Raw genomic sequence first — 18,969 nt, forward strand, 5'->3', positions numbered from 1 at the left:
GCGAAGGCGGGGGTCCATCAGCATGGACCGGAGATGGGTCCCCGCCTTCGCGGGGACACACGGTCTTTATATGATCCTCAAATCTTCCCCAGCGTCTCCTTGCGCGGCCCCATGAAGCCGAACAGATAGGCCGCGACCTTGCGCATCTGGATTTCCTCCGCACCCTCGGTGATGCGGTAGCGGCGGTGGTGGCGATAGATGTGCTCGAAGGGCTTGTGCCGCGAATAGCCGATGCCGCCGTGCACCTGCATCGCGCGGTCGGCGGCCTGGCAGACGAGCCGGTTCGCCCAATAGTTGCACATGCTGACCTTGTCGGACAGCCGGCGCTCGATCTCCTTGTGCGGCATGTTGTCCATCTCCCACGCCGTCTTGCGGATCAGCAGGCGCAGCATCTCCGCCTGCGTCGCCAGTTCGACCAGCGGGAACTGGATCGCCTGATTCTTCGCCAGCGCCTCGCCGAACGGCTTGCGCTCGCGCGCGTAGCGCACGCTTTCCTCGATGCAGTAGACCGCCGCACCCAGCGACGAGGCCGCCTGGCGGATGCGGTTCTGGTGGACGAAGCTCTGCGCGATGGCGAGCCCGCCGCCCTCCGGGCCGAGCCGCGCGCTGTCGGGCACCCACACGTCGGTGAAACTGACGCGCGGATGGTCGGTCGGCATGTTGAAGGTCCACAGATATTCCTCGATGACGAGGCCCGGCGACGGGTTGGGGACGAGCAGGCAGGTGATGCCCTTCGCGCTGCCGTCCTCGCCGCTGGTACGGCAGAAGGTCGCGCAGTGGGTCGCGACGTGCATCCCCGTCGTCCACATCTTCTCGCCGTTGATCAGCCAGCCGTCGACGCCGTCGCGCGTCTCGCGCACCGCGCGCGTTTCCATATGCGTCGCGTCGCTGCCATGGTCGGGCTCGGTCAGGCCGAAGGCGGCACGGCGCTTGCCCTCGAAGCCGCCGAGGATGAATTCCTGCTTCTGTTCGTCGCTGGTCCCGAACTGTTCGAACATCGCGACGAAGGGGAAGTTGCCCACGATGCTATGCTCGTTCTGCAGATCGTTGTGGAGGCCGAGTCCCTTCGCCGCGAAATGCTCGCGGATCACCGCCATCCACAGGTTCGACCCGTCCTTGCCGCCATATTGGCTGGGCGCCGAGAAGCGCCAGTGCCCCGCCGCGTCGGCGCGCCGCGTCGCCTGCTTCAGCAGCGCCTCCCATTCATGCCGCGGCAGGCCCTGATTGTCCCAGTCGGTGCGGCTGTGCTCGCGCCGGTGGTCGAAGAAGCGGATATTGTCGTCCGCCTCCTCCAGCGGCTTGATCTCGGCTTCGATGAACGCGTCGAGTTCGTCCAGATAGGCCTGCAGGTCGGGTGCAATCGCGAAATCCATCATCCTCTCCCTTTCAATTCTGACCCGTCACCCGCTCCGTTCGTGCTGAGCTTGTCGAAGGGCTGTTCTTTCTATCGATCTTGAAGGAAAGAACGGTGCTTCGACAAGCTCAGCACGAACGGAGAGGAGTATGCGGATCCCCTAGCCGTCCCACTGCTCCCGCGCCTGCGCGAGCGCGGCATATTTCGGGCTGTCGACGGCGCATTTGTCGAGCACGGCGCGGCGCAGCCGGGCGAGCAGGCCGGGTTCGGCGAGCGTCGTCGCCCCGGACAGCAAGGCCTCCGCCAGCGCGCGATCCTCGGCGCGAACCCCGGCTTCGAGGTCGCGCATCACGATGCCGAGCGCGTTCATCGCGACCACCACCTGAAACTTGCCGTGCCCCTCGGCGCCGGGCTTGATCGCCTCGCCCAGCCAGTCGCGCACCGCCTGCACCATCTCGCGCGTCGTCGGCTCGCCGACCGGGGGCGCCGGCGGGGCGGACGACGGCGGCAGCGGACGCGACTGCTCGGCCGCGGGCGCCTCGTCGCCGAGCAGCAGCAGCAGGTCGAGTTCCTGTTCGGCGGTGCGGCGCCCGACGACGACGCGCTCGACCGTGGTGTCGGCGCCGCTGCGCCACGCCTGCCCCATCTGCAGGCAGCCGAGCGCCCACCAGAGCGTGCGGTAGACCAGCCAGAAGCGGAATCTCTCGCGGTCGACCTGGCGCCCGCCCGCCGCCTCATAGGCCGCGAAATAATCCTCGAGACTGCCGACCCCGAAAGCCGGCCGGTCGAGTCGGCCGAAGCGCCACACCGTCATGCAGCCGAACGCCAGATCCTCGTGCGGGTCGCCGAGATGGGCGAGTTCCCAATCGAGCACCGCGGCCAGCCCGTCCGCGTCGACCATCACATTGCCCATGCGATAATCGCCGTGGACCAGCAAAGGAGCGGCGGGCGCGGGCAGATGCGCCTCGCACCAGCGGACGGCGAGCGCGATCACCGGCCGGTCGCCGCCATAGGCGAGGAAGCGCGCCTTGAGCTCGGCAAGCGCCTCGGCGGTGTCCATCACCTTTATGCCGTCGGGGATCGCCGCGCGCGGCAGCGCGTGGATCAGCGCAAGTTCGCGCCCGAGATCGGCGACGAGCGACGGCGGCGGGTCGGCCAATATCTTCGCCGGGCTGACCTCCGCGACCACCCGGCGCATGACATAGCCGGTGCCCATGCCGTCGGCGTCCGCCAGCACCCCGACCACCTCGGGCGCCTTCACTCCGCCCGCGTGCGCCGCCCGGACCAGTGCCGCCTCGACCGCGTGGCTGTAGGGGCGCCCTTCCATATATTCGGCCGAGGGCGCGCGGCGCAGGACATAGGCGCGCCCCGCCCAGTCGAACGCCCAGCTTTCCATGTTGGCGCCGCCCGACAGGCGCGACAGGCCCGAAAGCTCGCCGGGGCCGGCGATGCGCGTCATGAAGGCGGAAAGCGGTTGCACGAGATCGGTCATTACTTAACCTTGCTAAGGATTATTGCGGTGGGCAAGCGCGAATCGCCCGCGGTCACCCGGCGCGTTCGCGCCCGCGCTTCATCACCGCCAGACGCCGCGCCTCGACCGCGTCGGCGCTGACCGTGCGGTTCGCCGCCGACGAGCGCGCATGTTCGAGCGCCAGCGCCTCGCCGTAGGGCAGCGCATAGCCGTCGTCGATCAGCGCCCTGTAGGCGCGCACCATCGCGGGGTCGGCGCTCGCGATGTCGCGTGCGAGCGCCTGCGCGGCGGGCAGCAGGTCCGCGGGCGCGACGACGCGGTTCACCAGACCCCAGTCGCGCGCCGCCTCCGCCCCCAGGAAATTACCGGTAAGCGACAATTCCTTGGCGCGGCCGAGGCCGATCAGGCGCGACAGCTTCTGCGACAGGCCCCAGCCCGGCATCACCCCGACCCGCGCGTGGGTGTCGGCGAAGCGCGCGTTGGTCGAGGCGATCAACATGTCGCAGGCGAGCGCCACCTCGAACCCGCCGGTGATCGCGACCCCGTTGATCGCGCCGATCACCGGCTGCGGGCACAGTTCGATCGCCTTCACGGGATTTTCGTCGGCGCCCTCCGCGTTGGCGGCGCCGAGGTTGCCGGTGTCGGCGCCCAGTTCCTTGAGGTCGAGCCCCGCGGTGAACGCCCGCTCGCCCGCACCGGTCAGCACGATCGCGCGAATCCCGTCATCGGCGGCAAGCCCGCGCATCGCGGCGGCGAACTCGGCCCGCAGCGCGCGCGACAGCGCATTCATCGCCTCGGGCCGGTTGAGGGTGACGGTGGCGACGGCATCGTCGCGGGTGACGAGGACGAGGGACATCATCTTCTCCCAAAAAGAAAGGGCGGCCGTTTGCGGGCCGCCCTTTTTCCGTTCATGCCATGCGATCTGAATTCAGATCTTGCCGGTGAGTTCGGGCACGGCGTTGAAAAGGTCGGCGACGAGGCCGAGGTCGGCGACCTGGAAGATCGGGGCGTCCTCGTCCTTGTTGATCGCGACGATGGTCTTCGAATCCTTCATGCCGGCGAGGTGCTGGATCGCGCCCGAGATGCCGATCGCGAAATAGACTTCGGGCGCGACGATCTTGCCGGTCTGGCCGACCTGATAGTCGTTGGGGACATAGCCCGCATCGACCGCGGCGCGGCTGGCGCCGAGCGCGGCGCCGAGCTTGTCGGCGAGCGGGACGATCACTTCCTGATATTTCTCGCTCGACCCCAGCGCGCGGCCGCCCGAGACGATGATCTTCGCCGAGGTGAGCTCGGGGCGATCCTGCTTGGCGATCTCGGCGCCGACGAAGCTCGACAGGCCGGCGTCGCCGCCCGCCGAGACGGCTTCCACCGTGCCCGAACCGCCGGTCGCGGCGGCCTTTTCGAAGGCGGTGCCGCGGACGGTGACGACCAGCTTCGCATCCGACGATTCGACGGTCGCGATGGCGTTGCCGGCGTAGATCGGACGGGTGAAGGTCTTCGGCCCTTCGACCGACAGCACTTCCGAAATCTGCATCACGTCGAGCAGCGCGGCGACGCGCGGCGCGATATTCTTGCCGGTGGTCGTCGCGGGGACGACGAACGCGTCGTGGTTCGCCATCAACTCGGCGACGAGCGGCGCGACATTTTCGGGCAGGTTGTGCGCGAAGGCGGCGTTGTCGGCGACATGCACCTTCTGCACGCCCGCGATTTCGGCCGCCGCCTTGGCAACGCCATCGACGCCTTCGCCCGCGACGAGCAGGTGGACTTCGCCGAGCTTCGAAGCGGCGGTCACGGCCGCGAGCGTGGCGTCCTTGACCGACGAACCGTCATGTTCGACCCAAACCAGAGTTTTCATCTCTTGCGTTCCTTCTGATCCGTGGGTGTTAGCTGTGGACGCCCATGGCCTTGAGCTTGGCGACCAGTTCGTCGACGTCGGCGACCTTGACGCCGGCCGAGCGGACGGGCGGTTCGGAGACCTTGACCGTCTTGACGCGCGGGGCCGTGTCGACGCCGTAATCGGCGGGCGACTTGGTATCGAGCGGCTTCGACTTCGCCTTCATGATGTTGGGCAGCGACGCATAGCGCGGCTCGTTCAGACGAAGGTCGGTGGTGACGATTGCCGGAAGCTTAAGCTTCACCGTCTCGAGACCGCCGTCGACCTCGCGCGTCACGCTGACATGATCGCCCTCGACGTTGACCGCGCTGGCAAAGGTGCCCTGCGCCCAGCCGGTGAGCGCGGCGAGCATCTGGCCGGTCTGGTTGTTGTCGCCGTCGATCGCCTGCTTGCCGAGGATCACGAGACCCGGCTGTTCGGCATCGGCGATCGCCTTGAAAATCTTGGCGAGCGCGAGCGGTTCGACCTCGTCGTCGGTCTGCACCAGGATCGCGCGGTCGGCGCCCATCGCGAGCGCGGTGCGCAGCGTTTCCTGCGCCTTCGCCGGGCCGACGCTGACGGCGATGATCTCGGTCGCGACGCCCTTTTCCTTGAGGCGGATCGCTTCCTCGACCCCGATCTCGTCGAACGGGTTCATCGACATCTTCACATTCGCAAGGTCAACGCCCGTGCCGTCGGCCTTCACCCGCGGCTTCACGTTGTAATCGAGCACCCGCTTCACGGGGACGAGGATCTTCATCGCTTTCCAGCTCCTCTCAAAAATTGTGCACCGCGCCATAATTGGCGTTTACGTAAACGTCAATCTTGCAGTCCCTAGCCCTCTCCCCTTCAGGGGAGAGGATAGTGCAGCTTGCTCCGAAGAGCTTGGAGAGGGGGACGCGGCCTGCCCCTCTCCAACTCCGGCCAGGCAGCAAGCTGCCAAGCCTTCATATCCTCTCCCCTGAAGGGGAGAGGGCAGAATCGTCTCACGCCGCCTTGGCGACCTCGGCGACGATCTTCTTCGCCGCGTCGCCCAGGTCGTTCGCGGGAACGATCGGCAGGCCGCTGGTCGCAAGGATTTCCTTGCCCTTCTCGACGTTCGTACCTTCGAGGCGGACGACGAGGGGAACGGAAAGATTCACTTCCTTCGCCGCAGCGACGATGCCATCGGCGATGATGTCGCACTTCATGATGCCGCCGAAGATGTTGACGAGGATGCCCTGCACCGCCGGGTCCTTGAGGATGATCTTGAACGCCGCGGTCACCTTTTCCTTGCTGGCGCCGCCGCCGACGTCGAGGAAGTTGGCCGGGAAAGCGCCGTTGAGCTTGATGATGTCCATCGTCGCCATCGCGAGCCCGGCGCCGTTGACCATGCAGCCGATGTTGCCGTCGAGCTTGATGTAGGCGAGGTCATATTCGCTCGCCTCGACCTCCGCCGGGTCCTCTTCGGTCAGGTCGCGCAGTTCGGCGAGGTCCTTGTGACGGAACATCGCGTTCGAATCGAAGCCGACCTTGGCATCGAGGACATAGAGCTTGTCGCCGTCCGCCGTCGGGCAGATGGCGAGCGGGTTGATCTCGATCTGCGAGGCGTCGGTGCCGAGGAAAGCGGCATAGAGGCCTTCGAGAATCTTCGCCGCCTGCTTGGCGAGGTCGCCGGTCAGGTTCAGCGCCTTGGCGACCGCGCGGCCATGGTGCGGCATCAGCCCGGTGGCGGGGTCGATGGTGATGGTGTGGATCTTTTCGGGGGTCGAATGGGCGACCTCCTCGATGTCCATGCCGCCCTCGGTCGAGGCAACGACCGCGATGCGGCTGGTCGCGCGGTCGACGAGCAGCGCGAGGTAGAATTCCTTGCCGATATCGACACCGTCGGTGATGTAGAGGCGGTTGACCTGCTTGCCCGCCTCGCCCGTCTGGACGGTGACGAGCGTGTTGCCGAGCATGTCCCTGGCATGCGCCTCGACCTCTTCGATCGTCTTGGCGAGGCGGACGCCGCCCTTCGCGTCGGGGCCGAGTTCCTTGAACTTGCCCTTGCCGCGGCCGCCGGCATGAATCTGTGCCTTCACGACATAGAGCGGCCCCGGAAGCTGCTTCGCCGCCGCGACGGCTTCTTCGACGCTCATCGCGGGGATGCCCGCGGGAACCGCGACACCAAATTTCGCGAGCAGTTCTTTTGCCTGATATTCGTGGATGTTCATGGGATCTGCCGGCCCTTTCGACTCTGGAAGAGGAGATGATCGCGGCCGCATAAGCACAAGTTGCGCGGCAAGGCTACCCCTGCCACGTCCAGAAATTCTTGGCGCACCGAAAGCGGGCCGAGTCGTCAGCGCAGCGCGCAGACCGCCGCCGAGCTGGTCGTCACCGCCAGTATCTCGGCATCCTTCAGCGCGCGCACCTTGTGCAGGAACTGGTCGAGCGACAGGTCGGTCACGCGCTTGTCGCGGAGGCTGCCGAGCGCGGACAGGCGGCGAAGCTGGACCAGCGACAGCCGGTCGACCATGCGGTCGGCCATGCACGTCGCCATCGCCTGCGACAGGCCTGCGTCGTGGAGCCCGGTGCGCAGCCGCGTCTCGGGCGTCGCGCAGCCCGCGAGCGCCAGCGACAGGGCGAGAAGGGGAAGGACGGAGCAGCTTTTCATGCGCGGCCCATAGTCGAAAATTCCCGCCGCCCAAACGCTATTCGCACGACAACCCCAGCGCGTGGTGCGCATGTCCGGCCCGTCCGTCACTCTTATCGAGCGAAGCTATCGTCCGTGGAATTCGGCGACGGCGCCCGACACCGCCTGCATCAGCGCCATGCGCGCGGGGATCGATGCGGTGGTGTTGCCCAACATCACGACGATCGCATAGCGCGTGCCGTCGGGGGCCGTCGCGATGCCGATGTCGTTGTAACCGGCGGTCATGCCGTTCAGGTCCTGCCCGGTCCCGGTCTTGTGCAGGAACTGCCAGCCGTCCGGCAATCCCGCCTTCAGCCGTTTCGGGCCGCTGCGGGTGCGGCTCATCACGCCGAGCAGATATTCGGTCGAGGCCGGCGACAACAAGGTCCCGCGTGCGAGCCGAGTCAGCGCGCTGGCGATCGCGGCGGGGCTGGCGCCGTCGATCGGGTCGGCCAGATAATTGTCCATCGCCGTCCGGCGCGTCGCGGCCGGCAGCGCCGAGCGCGCGGCCTGGAAATTGCGGCCGACCGAATAGCTCTGCTGCCAGCTCAGCCCGGCGGTCGCGCTCTGCAACAGCCGCTCGCCGGGGCCGAAGCGGATCGCGCCCAGCCCCTTGTCGGCGATGAAGGCGCGCACCGCCTTCGGCCCGCCGACGGTGCGCAGCAGGCTGTCGTTCGCGGTGTTGTCGCTGTGGGTGATCGCGGTTTCGATGAGATCGCGCACGCTCATCGTCACCGTCCCCTCGGCGCGGACGCGCGCGGCGAGGGGCTGATGGAACAGGGTCAGGTCCTCGGGCCCGATGCGGACCATCTGGTCGAGGCTGATCCGGCCGGCATCGACCGCGTCGAGCACCGTCAGCGCCACCCACAGCTTCGACACGCTCTGCTGCGGGAACAGGTCGCCGCCGCGCTGCGCCAGCGCCCATTCGCCGTCGATGCGCTGGATCGCGATCCCCGTCTTGCCGGGAAAGGCGCGCCACAGCGAGGCGATGCGATCGTCGAGGCCGGGCGGCGGGCGGCGGAAACCGGGATCGAGCGTGCCGCGCGGCGGCGGCGGCGCGGTCGACGGGCGGACCGGCGGACCGATCGGGACGGTGACGGCGCCCGCTTCGCCGTGCGCGGCCGGCTGCTGACGCGGCGGCGGCACCAGCGCGGTGCTGCTCACGCATCCGGCGAGCAGGACCGAGCCGATTGTCATGCCGAGCAGCGACCTGCCCGAAAACTGAACCTTCATTCAAACCCCGCGACTGCGACCCTCTATCATCCCGACCCGTTGGCCGGGACCGTTCGTCCCGCACGGGCGCCGGACTGGCCAGCGATTTGCGACGAACGATTCGTCTGCCGCGACAAGCGGCGGAACCCGTCCGATCCGGGGAGTGGGGATCATCCGCACAAGAGCGGCGAAGGCAATTCCGGTGCCGCGGGGATGCGGCGGCGCGGCGTCAGAGCGCGAACGCCAGCGCCGGTTGCTGGAACATCACGTAAAGCCCGCCGACCGTGAATCCGGCCATCAGCTTCAGGAACCAGTCGGAGCGGAGAATCGAAATCATGGGAGCCTCTTTGTCTTGTTCCGTCGTCGGTCTGTTCTTCGTTGTTTCACCGACGTTATGGTGCGCCCCCGGCCGGCCGTGCAGTGACGGGCGTCACCGTAGCGCGACAGGGTTAGCAAGGCGTGAACCGGACATTCGCCCGCGGTTCACGGCCGAGTGCGCCGGCGCGGCGCGGGTCAGCTCAGCGCGGCGCAGGCCTGCTGGATGCGGACGCACGCCTCCTTGAGCACCGCCTCCGACGTCGCGTAGGAAACGCGGAACGCCGGCGACAGGCCGAACGCGCCGCCATGCACCGCCGCGACGCGCGCGCTGTCGAGGAAATAGTCGATCAGCGCCTCGTCGCTGTCGATCACATGGCCCGAGGGCGTCTTCTTGCCGATGCAGCCGCTCGCGTCGGGATAGACATAGAAGGCGCCGTCGGGGACCGGGCAGTTCAGCCCCGGCGCGTCGTTGAGCATCGCGACCACCATGTCGCGGCGCTTGCGGAAAGCGGCGTTGCGGTCGTCGAGGAACTGCTGCGGCCCGCCGAGCGCTGCCGTTGCCGCCGCCTGCGCGATCGAACAGGGGTTCGACGTCGATTGCGACTGCAGCTTGCCGATCGCCTTGATCAGCCAGGCGGGACCGCCCGCGAAGCCGATGCGCCAGCCGGTCATTGCATAGGCCTTCGAACAGCCGTTGACGGTCAGGATGCGGTCGATCAGGTCGGGGCAGCGCTGCGCCAGCGTCGAGAAGGCGAAATCGGCGTACCAGACATGCTCGTACATGTCGTCGCACATCACCATCACCTGCGGGTGGCGGCGGATCACCTCGCCGATCGCGTCGAGTTCCTCCGGCGAATAGGCGGCGCCCGAAGGGTTCGACGGCGAGTTGAAGATGACCCAGCGCGTCTTCGGCGTGATCGCCTGGTCGAGCTGTGCGGGGGTGATCTTGTAATCCTGCGCCGCCGAGGCCGCGATGAACACCGGCGTGCCGCCCGCGAAGGCGACGATATCGGGATAGCTGACCCAGTAGGGCGCGGGGATCACCACCTCGTCGCCCGCATCGACCGTCGCGACGAGCGCGTTGAACAGCGTATGCTTGCCGCCGACGTTGACCGTGATCTGGTCAAGGCCGTAGTCGAGGCCGTTGTCGCGGCGGAACTTGCCGCGGATCGCCTCCTTGAGCGCTACGGTGCCGTCGACCAGCGTATATTTGGTCTGGCCCGCCCGGATCGCGGCGATCGCCGCCTCCTTGACGAAGTCGGGCGTGTCGAAATCGGGCTCGCCCGCCGACAGGCCGATCACGTCGACGCCCTCGGCTTTCAGCCGGGTCACGCGCGCGGTCATCGCGAGCGTGGCCGAAGGCTGGATGCGGCCCAGGGCGGCGGAAAGATGCGGCTTCAGCGTCATGAAAACACGTCCTCGAACAGCGCGGGAGACAGGGCGAAGGAAACAGGGCGAAGGAACAGGAAATTGCGCGGGGCCGCGCCTAAAGCCTTCGCCCGCAATGCGCAAGCCGGGAGCCGGATAATTTCCCTATGCGGGGCGAAGCCGCGGCTATCGACGATCCGCTGCCGCGGCCAGCCGCGCCGGGACCAGCCCACGCAGCGAATTGCCGAGGAAAAAGCCGCCTTCGAGGTCGGCGGCGCGCAGGTGCGATTCGACCGCCCGCCCCTTTTCGATCAGTTCGGCGCGCAGCACCCCGGGGAGCAGCCCGAGCGCCAGCGGCGGCGTCAGCAGCACGCCGTCGCGCTCGACGAAGACGTTGCTCCAGCTCCCCTCGGTGACGAAACCGGGTTCGTCGACGAACACCACCTCGGCCGCGCCGCTGTCGCGGCGCGCCTCGTCATAGGGCGCGCGAAGGCTGGTCTTGTGCGCGAGGCGGAAATCGTCCGCCGCCAGCGGCGCGGGCCGCAGCGCGACCGGCACCGGCAGTTCGGCGAGTCGAGGCAGCGACGTTACCTCGATCGCGAGCGCGCCCGACACCGCGAGGCGCATCCGCACCCGCGCCGCGTGGCGCAGGCGAAAGGTCGCCGATTGCAGGCTGTTGCGCGCGCCGTGCCGGTCGAAGCGGAACCCCAGCGCCTCGGCGCTCGCCTTCAGCCGCGCGAGGTGCCCCTCGAGCCGCTGGACGCCGTCGACCGGATCGAACTGCATGGTTTCCAGAAGATCGAAACTGTCCCCCGCTGCGGCCACAAATTCCCCCTTGGCCAGACATTCGCGCCACTCCTCCGGCGCGCGACTGTCGGCGACGATTCCCGATCCCAGCCCCAGCGTGACGCACATGGCACCCGCGCGCAACCCGTCCGCCGGCGGAAAGACCAGCGTGCGGATCGCGACGTTGAAGGCGGCATCGCCGCCAGGCTCGATGAAGCCGAGCGACCCGGTATAGACCCCGCGCGCGTCGCTTTCCAGCGCGTCGATGATCTCCATCGCCCGAACCTTCGGCGCGCCGGTGATCGACCCGCAGGGAAAGGCCGCGCGCAGCACGTCGGTCGCGCCGACACCGTCGGGCAACCGCGCGGCGACGTCGGAGACGAGCTGGTGGATCGTCGGAAAGCTTTCGACCCGGAACAGGTCGGGTACCGCGACCGAACCCGGCGCGGCGACGCGCGACAGGTCGTTGCGGATCAGATCGACGATCATCAGATTTTCGGCGCGCTGCTTCGGATCCTCCGCTAGGTCGCGGCGCGCGCGCGCGTCGGCGTCCGCATCGGGGCGGCGCGCGGCCGTGCCCTTCATCGGACGCGCCATCACCTGCCCGCCGCGCAGCGCGAAGAAGAGTTCGGGCGACAGCGACGCGATCGCCTGCTCGCCGGTCCAGACGAAACCGCCATAGCCGGCGCGCGCAGAGCGGCGCAGCCGGGCGTATGCGGCAAGCGGGTTTCCGTGCACCGGCACGTCGGCGCGAAAGGTCAGATTGGCCTGATAGATGTCGCCGGCACGGATGAAGTCGAGCACGCGCCGGGCCGCGGCCAGATAGGCTTCGCGCGACAGCCGCGGCACGGGCGGACCGACCCAGCTGGCGCCGGGATCGGGAAGCAGCGCCGGCACCGCGTCGGCGTCGATCCGCTCGACCCGCTCGAAAAGCCCGAACCAGCCGAGCGGCCGGTCGCCGGCGGTTTCGCCCACCGCGCCGCGCCACGCCGGCGCCAGTCCGCGCCCGGCCTCATAAGCGAGATAACCCGCCGCGAACAAACCGCGCGCCCGCGCGTCGTCGAGCGCGTCGAGCAGCGCCGGAACCGCCTCCGCCCGGTGCACGACGAGCAGGTCGACCGGATCGCGGAACAATCGCGCCGCCGCTGCACCCGCGACGCGCGCATCGTCGAGCAGCACGAAGGGCGCGCAGCCCGCAGACGGCACCGGAATGTCCGGCACGGAAATCGCCGCCATTGCCGTCAACCTGCCGTCGCGACCCGTCGGCGCGATCAGCGGTCGCGTTTCATACGGATCATGCGGCCGCCGTTGACGGTGGCGAAATAGCTGCCCATCGACGCGGCCTTGATCTTCACCTTCTGTCCCGGCTTGGGATCGCGGCCCAGGCTGGCGGTATCGATCTGCGTCCACACGGCATCGTCGTCCATCACCAGCGTATATTTGCCCGATCGGTCGACGCTGACCGATCGGATCGTCGTTTCGATTTCCTTGATCTGATCCTCGTCGCCGCCGAAGATGCCACCCAGCGCCGGAAGGTGAAAACCGAACAAGCCGCGCCGCGTCTCCTTCATCGTCGCCTTGTCGGCGAAGGTGATATCGCGGTTCGCGTCGGCGGCGGCGAGCCCGCCGACCTCGCGGTCGAAACAGGCCAGTCGCTCGGTCGGATCGGCTATCGCCCGGCAGCCGAACAGCGCATCGATCTGCGCGGGGCGCGGCGGCGGCGCCTTGTCCTTGGCGACGGCCGGCGTGGCCGCGGCGAGGCCGAGAGCGGCGATCAGCGCGGCGAGATGCGACGACGGGTGCGGCATGACGATCCTCTGACGATGGCGATGCTCCTGCCTAGCCGCCGCGCCGCCGCGCCGCAAGATTGCGATGGCGCGTCTTTGCTGCTTAAAGCAATGTCAGTAACCGGCGAGAGAGAGGATGACGCGGCCCGATGAATACCCCCTTTGACTGGTCGCAAGCCTATCGTCACCCGACCGACTGGAACCAGAGCTTTCCACCGCTTTCGCTGCCCGCGATGCTCGCCGAAAGCGTCGCGCGCAGGGGCGATGCGCCGATGCTCGATTTCATGGGGCGCCGGTTCAGCTATGCCGAGGTGGCGCGCGGCGTCGCCCGCGTCGCGCGCGGCCTGCAGCAGCGCGGGATCGGCAAGGGCAGCCGCGTCGGCCTGTTCCTGCCCAATGTCCCGCACTATGTCGCCGCCTATTACGGCGCGCTCGCGGCGGGCGCGACGGTGGTCAATTTCTCCCCGCTCTACACCGTCGCCGAACTGGAAGCGCAGGTCGAGGATTCGGCGACCGACACGCTGTTCACCGTCAGCGCCGCGGCGCTGCTGCCGACCGCGCTCGCGGTGCTCGACGGATCGAGCCTCAAGCGGCTGGTCGTCGGATCGGTGGCGGGCGGGCTGCCCGCCGCCAAGTCGGTGCTCTATCGGCTGTTCCGGCGGCGGGAGACCGCGCCGCTGCCCGACGACCCGCGCGTGATCCGCTTTTCCGCCCTCGTCGACAACGACGGGCGCGCCGACCCGGCGACGATCGACCCCGAACAGGATATCGCGCTGATCCAATATACCGGCGGCACCACCGGCACGCCCAAGGGCGCGATGCTGACGCACCAGAATCTGACCGCCAACGCGCGGCAGGTGAACAGCATCGACCCCGACCGCGACGCCGACGACCGCATCCTGGGCGTGCTGCCCTTCTTCCATGTCTTCGCCAACACCGCGGTGCTCAACCGCACCGTGCTCAACGGCGGGATGATCGCGATGCTGCCGCGCTTCGACGCCAAGCAGACGTTGCAGGCGATCACGCGGACGAAAGCGACCGCGCTGCCCGGCGTGCCGACGATGTACCAGGCGCTGCTCGACCACCCCGACCTGGCGAGGACCGATTTTTCATCGTTGCGCATCTGCATCTCCGGCGGCGCGCCGATGCCGGCCGAACTCCGGGACAAGTTCGTCGCCGCGACCGGCGCGTCGCTGGTCGAAGGCTATGGCCTCACCGAAAGCTCCGGCGTCGTCTCGACCAACCCCTATGAAGGCCCGGTCAAGGCCGGCACCATCGGCCAGCCGATCCCCGCGACGCACATTCGCCTGCTCGACAAGGAGGACCCGACGCGCGACGCCCCTGCGGACGAGCCGGGCGAACTCGCGGTCAAGGGGCCGCAGATCATGCGCGGCTACTGGAACCGGCCCGACGCCGACAAGGACAGCTTCACCTCCGACGGCTGGCTGCGCACCGGCGACGTCGCGACGATCGACGCCGACGGCTATATCCGCATCGTCGACCGGTTGAAGGACATGATCGCGGTCGGCGGCTTCAAGGTCTATCCCAGCGAGATCGAGCACAAGCTCTATCAGCATCCCGCGGTCAAGGAGGCGATCGTGCTCGGGGTGCCCGACGCCTATCGCGGCGAAGTGCCCAAGGCGTTCGTGACGCTGGAGGACGGATATGCGGCATCGGGCGACGCGCTCGCCGCCTGGCTCAATCCCCAGCTCGGCAAGCATGAGCGGGTAAGCGCGGTCGAGGTGCGCGAGAGCCTGCCCAAGACGATGATCGGCAAACTCGACAGGAAGGCGCTGCGCGCCGAGGCCATGGGGTGAAACGCGGCCGAGGTGCCGTGGCGCGGGGAGGATCAGCACCTGTTTTGCACCTCCGTCATGCTGGGCTTGTTTCGGCATGACGAACGATGAGGGACGGCGGCGTTCACGGACTGCGCGACGGGCGCCCTGCAATGTTATGTTGTAACCTCCTTCATGTTATGCCATATCCCCGCTGCACGCTTGACCAACGGAGAATCGGGTGACGGACGTCGCCAGCCATGCCTCCCTGCTGATGCGCCTCGGCGCCATCGTTCGGGCTGCGCGCGATTCGCGGCCGTTGACCTCGCTTTCGGGCGACCAGTTGGCGATGGGCCTGTCGGGGCTCTGCCTCGTCCACTGCCTGGCAAGCACCATCGTCTTCGCTTCGATCGCCTCGGTCAGCGGGGTACTCGAGAATCATCTGTTCCACGAAATCGGGCTGATCGTCGCGATCGGCTTCGCGCTGGTCACGCTCGTCGCCGGGGTGCTCAGCCACGGCTATATGATGCCGTTCGCGGTGGGCAGCTTCGGGCTCGGCATGATGGCGGGCGCGCTGTCGCGGCCGCACGACGGCAGCGAGATACTGGCGACGATGGCGGGCGTCGCGATCGTCGCGCTCGGCCACGACCTCAACCGCCGCGCGACCCACTGACGCCGCCCGCGGCTTGCGACCTCTCCCCTAAAGGCCTACATTGCAAAGGCGCGGCGGACCGAGGCCGCGCGCCGAGGACAAGCGATGGGCAAGCATGATCACGCGCATATCGAGGCGAGCGGCGTTCCGCTCGCGCAGGCGGCCCGCGACGCGCTCGAAAAGGCGGGCGAGGCGTGGACCGACATGCGCGCGCAGATCTTCGATGCGGTCGCCGAAATCGGCAAGCCCGCGAGCGCCTATGAAATCGCCGACATCGTCTCGCAGAAGCGTGGGCGCCGGGTGGCACCGAACAGCGTCTATCGCATCCTCGACCTGTTCGTCGCCAACAACCTCGTCCGCCGCGTCGAAAGCGCCAACGCCTTCGTCGCGAACAGCCATCCCGGCTGCCTGCACGACTGCATCTTCCTGATCTGCGACCAGTGCGGCGCCGCGGTGCACGTCGACAACGACCGGCTGTCGGACGAAGTCCGCGCCGCCGCGGAGGCGACGGGCTTCGCCGCCGAACGCCCGGTAATCGAGGTGCGCGGCAAGTGCGCCGAGTGCCAGTGACGGGACGCTGATCGGGCGCAGACCGCTTGCGCCGTCACCCCCGGATTGATCGGCGATTATCCCTTTTCGACAAGTAACCGCTCCCCGGCGAAAGCCGGGGTCCACGCGGAGTAGTGCTGTGCCATCTGGACCCCGGCTTTCGTCGGGGAACAACTCCTTACTTGCCTGCAGCAAATATATGCCGACTTGATCCGGGGTGACGGGGAATACCGCAAAGCCGATATACGCCCCCGCCCGGAGAGCTTCCCGACGCTCCGTGTCCCCGGCTTCGCGCGGACACGCATATTGCAATTCCCGCCGATCGCGCCTTAGGGAAACCCCGAATCCGAAACACGGACAAGAAGGCTGCACCGAATGAACACCGTCATCATCCGCGAGGACGACCTGATCGAGACGATCGCCGACGCGCTGCAATATATCAGTTATTTCCACCCGATGGACTATATTCGCGCGCTCGGCGCGGCTTATCAGCGCGAGGTGTCGCCCGCCGCGAAGGACGCGATGGCGCAGATTCTGTCGAACAGCCGGATGTGCGCCGAGGGGCATCGGCCGATCTGCCAGGACACCGGCATCGTCACCGTGTTCATCAAATGGGGCATGGACTGCCGTCTCGAGTCCCCACGCAGCCTGCAGCAGGTGGTCGATGAGGGGGTGCGCCGCGCCTATCTGCATCCCGACAACAAGCTGCGCGCCTCGATCCTCGCCGACCCGGCGTTCAGCCGCGTCAACACCAAGGACAACACGCCGTCGGTCCTGAACGTCGAGATGGTGCCGGGCGACAAGGTCCACATCGACGTCGCGGCGAAGGGCGGCGGCAGCGAGAACAAGTCGAAGTTCAAGATGCTGAACCCCAGCGACTCGATCGTCGACTGGGTGCTCGACATGGTGCCGCAGATGGGCGCCGGCTGGTGCCCGCCCGGCATGCTGGGCATCGGGATCGGCGGCACCGCCGAAAAGGCGATGCTGCTCGCCAAACAGTCGCTGATGGACCCGATCGACATGACCGAACTGCTCGCGCGCGGGCCGTCGTCGCCGATCGAGGAGCTGCGCGTCGAGCTGTATGAAAAGGTCAATGCGCTGGGCATCGGCGCACAGGGGCTCGGCGGCCTCGCGACCGTGCTCGATGTCAAGATCAGGGACTGGCCGACCCACGCCGCGTCGAAGCCGATCGCGATGATCCCCAATTGCGCCGCGACGCGCCACGCGCATGTGACGCTCGACGGCAGCGGCCCGGCCTTCCTCGAACCGCCGGTGCTCGCCGATTATCCGCAGATCGACTGGGCGCCCGACAGCGCGGCGAAGCGCGTCGACCTCGACACGCTGACGCCCGAAGTCGTCGCAAGCTGGAAGCAGGGCGACCGCATCCTGCTCAATGGCAAGATGCTCACAGGCCGCGATGCCGCGCACAAGCGCATCGCCGACATGCTGGCGAAAGGCGAGGAGCTGCCCGTCGAGTTCAAGGGCCGCGTCATCTATTATGTCGGCCCGGTCGATCCGGTCGGCGAAGAGATCGTCGGCCCCGCCGGCCCGACGACCGCGACGCGCATGGACAAGTTCATGGACATGATGCTCGAACAGGGCCTGCTCGCCTGCGTCGGCAAGGCCGAGCGCGGTCCCGCCGCGACAAATGCGATCGCGAAGCACAAGAGCGCCTATCTGATGGCGGTCGGCGGCGCCGCCTATCTCGTTTCGCGCGCGATCAAGGGCAGCAAGGTCGTCGGCTTCGGCGACCTCGGCATGGAGGCGATCTACGAATTCGAGGTGAAGGACTTCCCCGTCACCGTCGCGGTCGACAGCGAGGGTCAGAACGTCCACGTCAACGCGCCGCTGGTGTGGCAGAAGCGGATCAAGGACGAGCGATTGCTGGAAAAGGCCTAGGGCAGCAGCCCCTCCAGCGCCCGTAGCGGCGCTCAGCCTTGCCAGTCGAGCCATTCGCCCGGTTTCAGGATCGCCACGCGCGGTCCGCCGGGCTTGCTGGCGCCGCGCAGCGAGTCGAGAAGGTCGGGCATCTCGGCATAGCCTTCGGCGCCGGCGATGCCGTAATGGATCGGAACGATCCGCTCCGCGCCCAGAATGGTGGCCGCGGCGATCGCCTGTTTCGGCGTCAGGACCGCAGGCTCTTCGGTCGTCGGCTGCCGAAAGGAAAAGGCCGCGCCGTTCACCGGCAGGAACGCGGCGTCGAACCGGCCGAACTGCCGTCCCACGCGCCACCAGCCGCCGTGCATCATCGTGTCGCCGCCGTGGAATATCCGGCGGCCGCCGCCCGAAACGACCCACGACACCTGCAGATCGCCATAGCCGTCGGAGGCCGGAACCGGCGTCGCGGTGAAATCGCCCAGTAACTGCGGTTCCCACAGGGGACAGGGCCGCTGGCGCACACGGTCGGGCAGGCCGCCGAAAGGCGGCGTGCCGGCGGCATAGGCCAGCGTGCCGCCATGAGCGAGGGCGGCGGCGATGGCGGCCGGGTCGGCATGGTCCGAATGGCGATGGGTGACAAGAACGACGCTGTCGCCGACCGCATCGTCGACGCCGATCAGTTCGTCGGGCAGCGTGGAACCCCAGACCGCGGGGTCGATCAGCGGATCGACGAACAGCGTCGCCTTCGGAAGCTGGAGGCGGATACCCGCCCACGCCAGACGCCGGATTCGCAGCGTCGGCACCGTCTCGGCGTACGCAGCCTTGCCGCTCACCAGCGCGACTGCCGCCGCCGCGATGCCGCCGCCGAGCACTTGCCTGCGGCTCGTGCCGTCGCCGCGGGAAAGAAGCCGCGTCACAGGAGGTTGAACCCGATCAGGCGGACGCCCGTTTCGGTTCGGGGTCGATGCCGACTGTCGGGATCGAAATGAAGATAGGTGCCGACGCCGAACCGCTCGTCGCCTTCGATGACTTCGCCGTCGAGGACGAAGACATCCTCGCCGCCTTCCCCATGACGGTCGACGCGCGGCCATTCGCTACCCGGGGCCATTTCGACGATCCAGACGCGCACGCCGGGACGCGACGGCAGGTCGCGGCGGGTGCAGCCCGGACCGATGGCGATGGCTTCGCAACTTTCGAAGGACACGGGCGTGAGCCCCGTCGGCTGGAACATGGCATTTCTCCTGCAATCGCGAAGCTGCTATGGCAGGGGCGATCGACGAGCCAGATCGC

17 protein-coding genes are annotated in these 18,969 nt (G+C 67.9%); 4 read left to right on the forward strand and 13 right to left on the reverse strand.

The features are described 5' to 3' along the window. Positions 1 to 77 precede the first annotated feature (77 nt). The 11 genes from AC2S9W_RS19205 to AC2S9W_RS19255 form a co-directional block, all read right to left on the reverse strand. Entirely contained in the window at positions 78 to 1,373 is a 1,296-nt protein-coding gene (locus tag AC2S9W_RS19205; protein WP_486571428.1) for an acyl-CoA dehydrogenase family protein, read from the reverse strand. A gap of 141 nt (positions 1,374 to 1,514) precedes the next feature. Next, positions 1,515 to 2,846: a phosphotransferase family protein gene (locus tag AC2S9W_RS19210; RefSeq protein WP_486571429.1), complete on the reverse strand. Its 1,332-nt coding sequence runs from the start codon at positions 2,844 to 2,846 to the stop codon at positions 1,515 to 1,517. A 52-nt stretch (positions 2,847 to 2,898) separates the two neighbouring features. Continuing rightward, positions 2,899 to 3,681, reverse strand: a complete 783-nt coding sequence (locus AC2S9W_RS19215) for an enoyl-CoA hydratase (RefSeq protein ID WP_067108519.1) — start codon at positions 3,679 to 3,681, stop codon at positions 2,899 to 2,901. Between the two features lie 72 nt (positions 3,682 to 3,753). Further along, on the reverse strand, positions 3,754 to 4,683 hold the full coding sequence (locus AC2S9W_RS19220) for an electron transfer flavoprotein subunit alpha/FixB family protein (RefSeq protein ID WP_076076590.1): 930 nt from the start codon (positions 4,681 to 4,683) through the stop codon (positions 3,754 to 3,756). A 28-nt stretch (positions 4,684 to 4,711) separates the two neighbouring features. After that, positions 4,712 to 5,461 (reverse strand): electron transfer flavoprotein subunit beta/FixA family protein, encoded by a 750-nt coding sequence (locus tag AC2S9W_RS19225; RefSeq protein ID WP_067108486.1) that lies wholly within the window; start codon positions 5,459 to 5,461, stop codon positions 4,712 to 4,714. Positions 5,462 to 5,687: 226 nt separating this feature from the next. Next, complete coding sequence (sucC, locus tag AC2S9W_RS19230; RefSeq protein WP_212598619.1) at positions 5,688 to 6,896, reverse strand: ADP-forming succinate--CoA ligase subunit beta; 1,209 nt, start codon at positions 6,894 to 6,896, stop codon at positions 5,688 to 5,690. Positions 6,897 to 7,021: 125 nt separating this feature from the next. Then, positions 7,022 to 7,336, reverse strand: coding sequence for a hypothetical protein (locus tag AC2S9W_RS19235; protein ID WP_212598618.1), 315 nt, complete (start codon positions 7,334 to 7,336; stop codon positions 7,022 to 7,024). Positions 7,337 to 7,441: 105 nt separating this feature from the next. Beyond that, positions 7,442 to 8,551 carry a class A beta-lactamase gene (gene bla / locus AC2S9W_RS19240; RefSeq protein WP_486571430.1) on the reverse strand — a complete coding sequence of 370 codons (1,110 nt, stop codon included), beginning with the start codon at positions 8,549 to 8,551 and terminating at the stop codon, positions 7,442 to 7,444. A gap of 528 nt (positions 8,552 to 9,079) precedes the next feature. Further along, positions 9,080 to 10,291 (reverse strand): pyridoxal phosphate-dependent aminotransferase, encoded by a 1,212-nt coding sequence (locus tag AC2S9W_RS19245; RefSeq protein WP_486571431.1) that lies wholly within the window; start codon positions 10,289 to 10,291, stop codon positions 9,080 to 9,082. Between the two features lie 147 nt (positions 10,292 to 10,438). Beyond that, positions 10,439 to 12,274 carry an aminodeoxychorismate synthase component I gene (gene pabB / locus AC2S9W_RS19250; RefSeq protein ID WP_199775006.1) on the reverse strand — a complete coding sequence of 612 codons (1,836 nt, stop codon included), beginning with the start codon at positions 12,272 to 12,274 and terminating at the stop codon, positions 10,439 to 10,441. 35 nt (positions 12,275 to 12,309) lie between these two features. Further along, complete coding sequence (locus tag AC2S9W_RS19255; protein WP_104959826.1) at positions 12,310 to 12,846, reverse strand: hypothetical protein; 537 nt, start codon at positions 12,844 to 12,846, stop codon at positions 12,310 to 12,312. A 128-nt stretch (positions 12,847 to 12,974) separates the two neighbouring features. Between AC2S9W_RS19255 and AC2S9W_RS19260 the strand changes: the two genes are divergently transcribed. From AC2S9W_RS19260 to AC2S9W_RS19275, 4 genes are all read left to right on the forward strand, one after another. Next, a complete protein-coding gene (locus AC2S9W_RS19260) occupies positions 12,975 to 14,642 on the forward strand; it encodes a long-chain-fatty-acid--CoA ligase (RefSeq protein WP_076076599.1) in 1,668 nt (555 codons plus the stop codon). Positions 14,643 to 14,841: 199 nt separating this feature from the next. Beyond that, positions 14,842 to 15,273 carry a MerC domain-containing protein gene (locus AC2S9W_RS19265; protein ID WP_486571432.1) on the forward strand — a complete coding sequence of 144 codons (432 nt, stop codon included), beginning with the start codon at positions 14,842 to 14,844 and terminating at the stop codon, positions 15,271 to 15,273. 84 nt (positions 15,274 to 15,357) lie between these two features. Beyond that, positions 15,358 to 15,822: a Fur family transcriptional regulator gene (locus AC2S9W_RS19270; protein ID WP_067108473.1), complete on the forward strand. Its 465-nt coding sequence runs from the start codon at positions 15,358 to 15,360 to the stop codon at positions 15,820 to 15,822. 354 nt (positions 15,823 to 16,176) lie between these two features. Further along, positions 16,177 to 17,700: a fumarate hydratase gene (locus tag AC2S9W_RS19275; protein WP_104959827.1), complete on the forward strand. Its 1,524-nt coding sequence runs from the start codon at positions 16,177 to 16,179 to the stop codon at positions 17,698 to 17,700. A gap of 32 nt (positions 17,701 to 17,732) precedes the next feature. On the opposite strand, the gene AC2S9W_RS19280 is transcribed toward AC2S9W_RS19275, so the two are convergent. Together AC2S9W_RS19280 and AC2S9W_RS19285 are read right to left on the reverse strand one after the other, a co-directional pair. Then, a complete protein-coding gene (locus AC2S9W_RS19280; protein ID WP_076076602.1) occupies positions 17,733 to 18,596 on the reverse strand; it encodes an MBL fold metallo-hydrolase in 864 nt (287 codons plus the stop codon). Then, entirely contained in the window at positions 18,593 to 18,910 is a 318-nt protein-coding gene (locus tag AC2S9W_RS19285) for a cupin domain-containing protein (protein ID WP_076076603.1), read from the reverse strand. Before AC2S9W_RS19285 ends, AC2S9W_RS19280 begins: the two co-directional genes overlap by 4 nt. Between the last annotated feature and the right edge of the window lie 59 nt (positions 18,911 to 18,969).

The organism is Sphingopyxis sp. 550B (genome assembly GCF_057401805.1).

Bases quoted from the DNA above. Each gene is read 5' to 3' on its own strand.
- AC2S9W_RS19270 (WP_067108473.1), top strand. From the start codon at position 15,358: ATGGGCAAGCATGATCACGCGCATATCGAGGCGAGCGGCGTTCCGCTC.
- AC2S9W_RS19275 (WP_104959827.1), top strand. From the start codon at position 16,177: ATGAACACCGTCATCATCCGCGAGGACGACCTGATCGAGACGATCGCC.
- AC2S9W_RS19235 (WP_212598618.1), bottom strand. From the start codon at position 7,336: ATGAAAAGCTGCTCCGTCCTTCCCCTTCTCGCCCTGTCGCTGGCGCTC.
- AC2S9W_RS19220 (WP_076076590.1), bottom strand. From the start codon at position 4,683: ATGAAAACTCTGGTTTGGGTCGAACATGACGGTTCGTCGGTCAAGGAC.
- bla (WP_486571430.1), bottom strand. From the start codon at position 8,551: ATGACAATCGGCTCGGTCCTGCTCGCCGGATGCGTGAGCAGCACCGCG.
- AC2S9W_RS19215 (WP_067108519.1), bottom strand. From the start codon at position 3,681: ATGTCCCTCGTCCTCGTCACCCGCGACGATGCCGTCGCCACCGTCACC.
- AC2S9W_RS19210 (WP_486571429.1), bottom strand. From the start codon at position 2,846: ATGACCGATCTCGTGCAACCGCTTTCCGCCTTCATGACGCGCATCGCC.
- AC2S9W_RS19255 (WP_104959826.1), bottom strand. From the start codon at position 12,846: ATGCCGCACCCGTCGTCGCATCTCGCCGCGCTGATCGCCGCTCTCGGC.
- AC2S9W_RS19260 (WP_076076599.1), top strand. From the start codon at position 12,975: ATGAATACCCCCTTTGACTGGTCGCAAGCCTATCGTCACCCGACCGAC.
- AC2S9W_RS19205 (WP_486571428.1), bottom strand. From the start codon at position 1,373: ATGGATTTCGCGATTGCACCCGACCTGCAGGCCTATCTGGACGAACTC.
- pabB (WP_199775006.1), bottom strand. From the start codon at position 12,274: ATGGCGGCGATTTCCGTGCCGGACATTCCGGTGCCGTCTGCGGGCTGC.
- sucC (WP_212598619.1), bottom strand. From the start codon at position 6,896: ATGAACATCCACGAATATCAGGCAAAAGAACTGCTCGCGAAATTTGGT.
- AC2S9W_RS19285 (WP_076076603.1), bottom strand. From the start codon at position 18,910: ATGTTCCAGCCGACGGGGCTCACGCCCGTGTCCTTCGAAAGTTGCGAA.
- AC2S9W_RS19225 (WP_067108486.1), bottom strand. From the start codon at position 5,461: ATGAAGATCCTCGTCCCCGTGAAGCGGGTGCTCGATTACAACGTGAAG.
- AC2S9W_RS19245 (WP_486571431.1), bottom strand. From the start codon at position 10,291: ATGACGCTGAAGCCGCATCTTTCCGCCGCCCTGGGCCGCATCCAGCCT.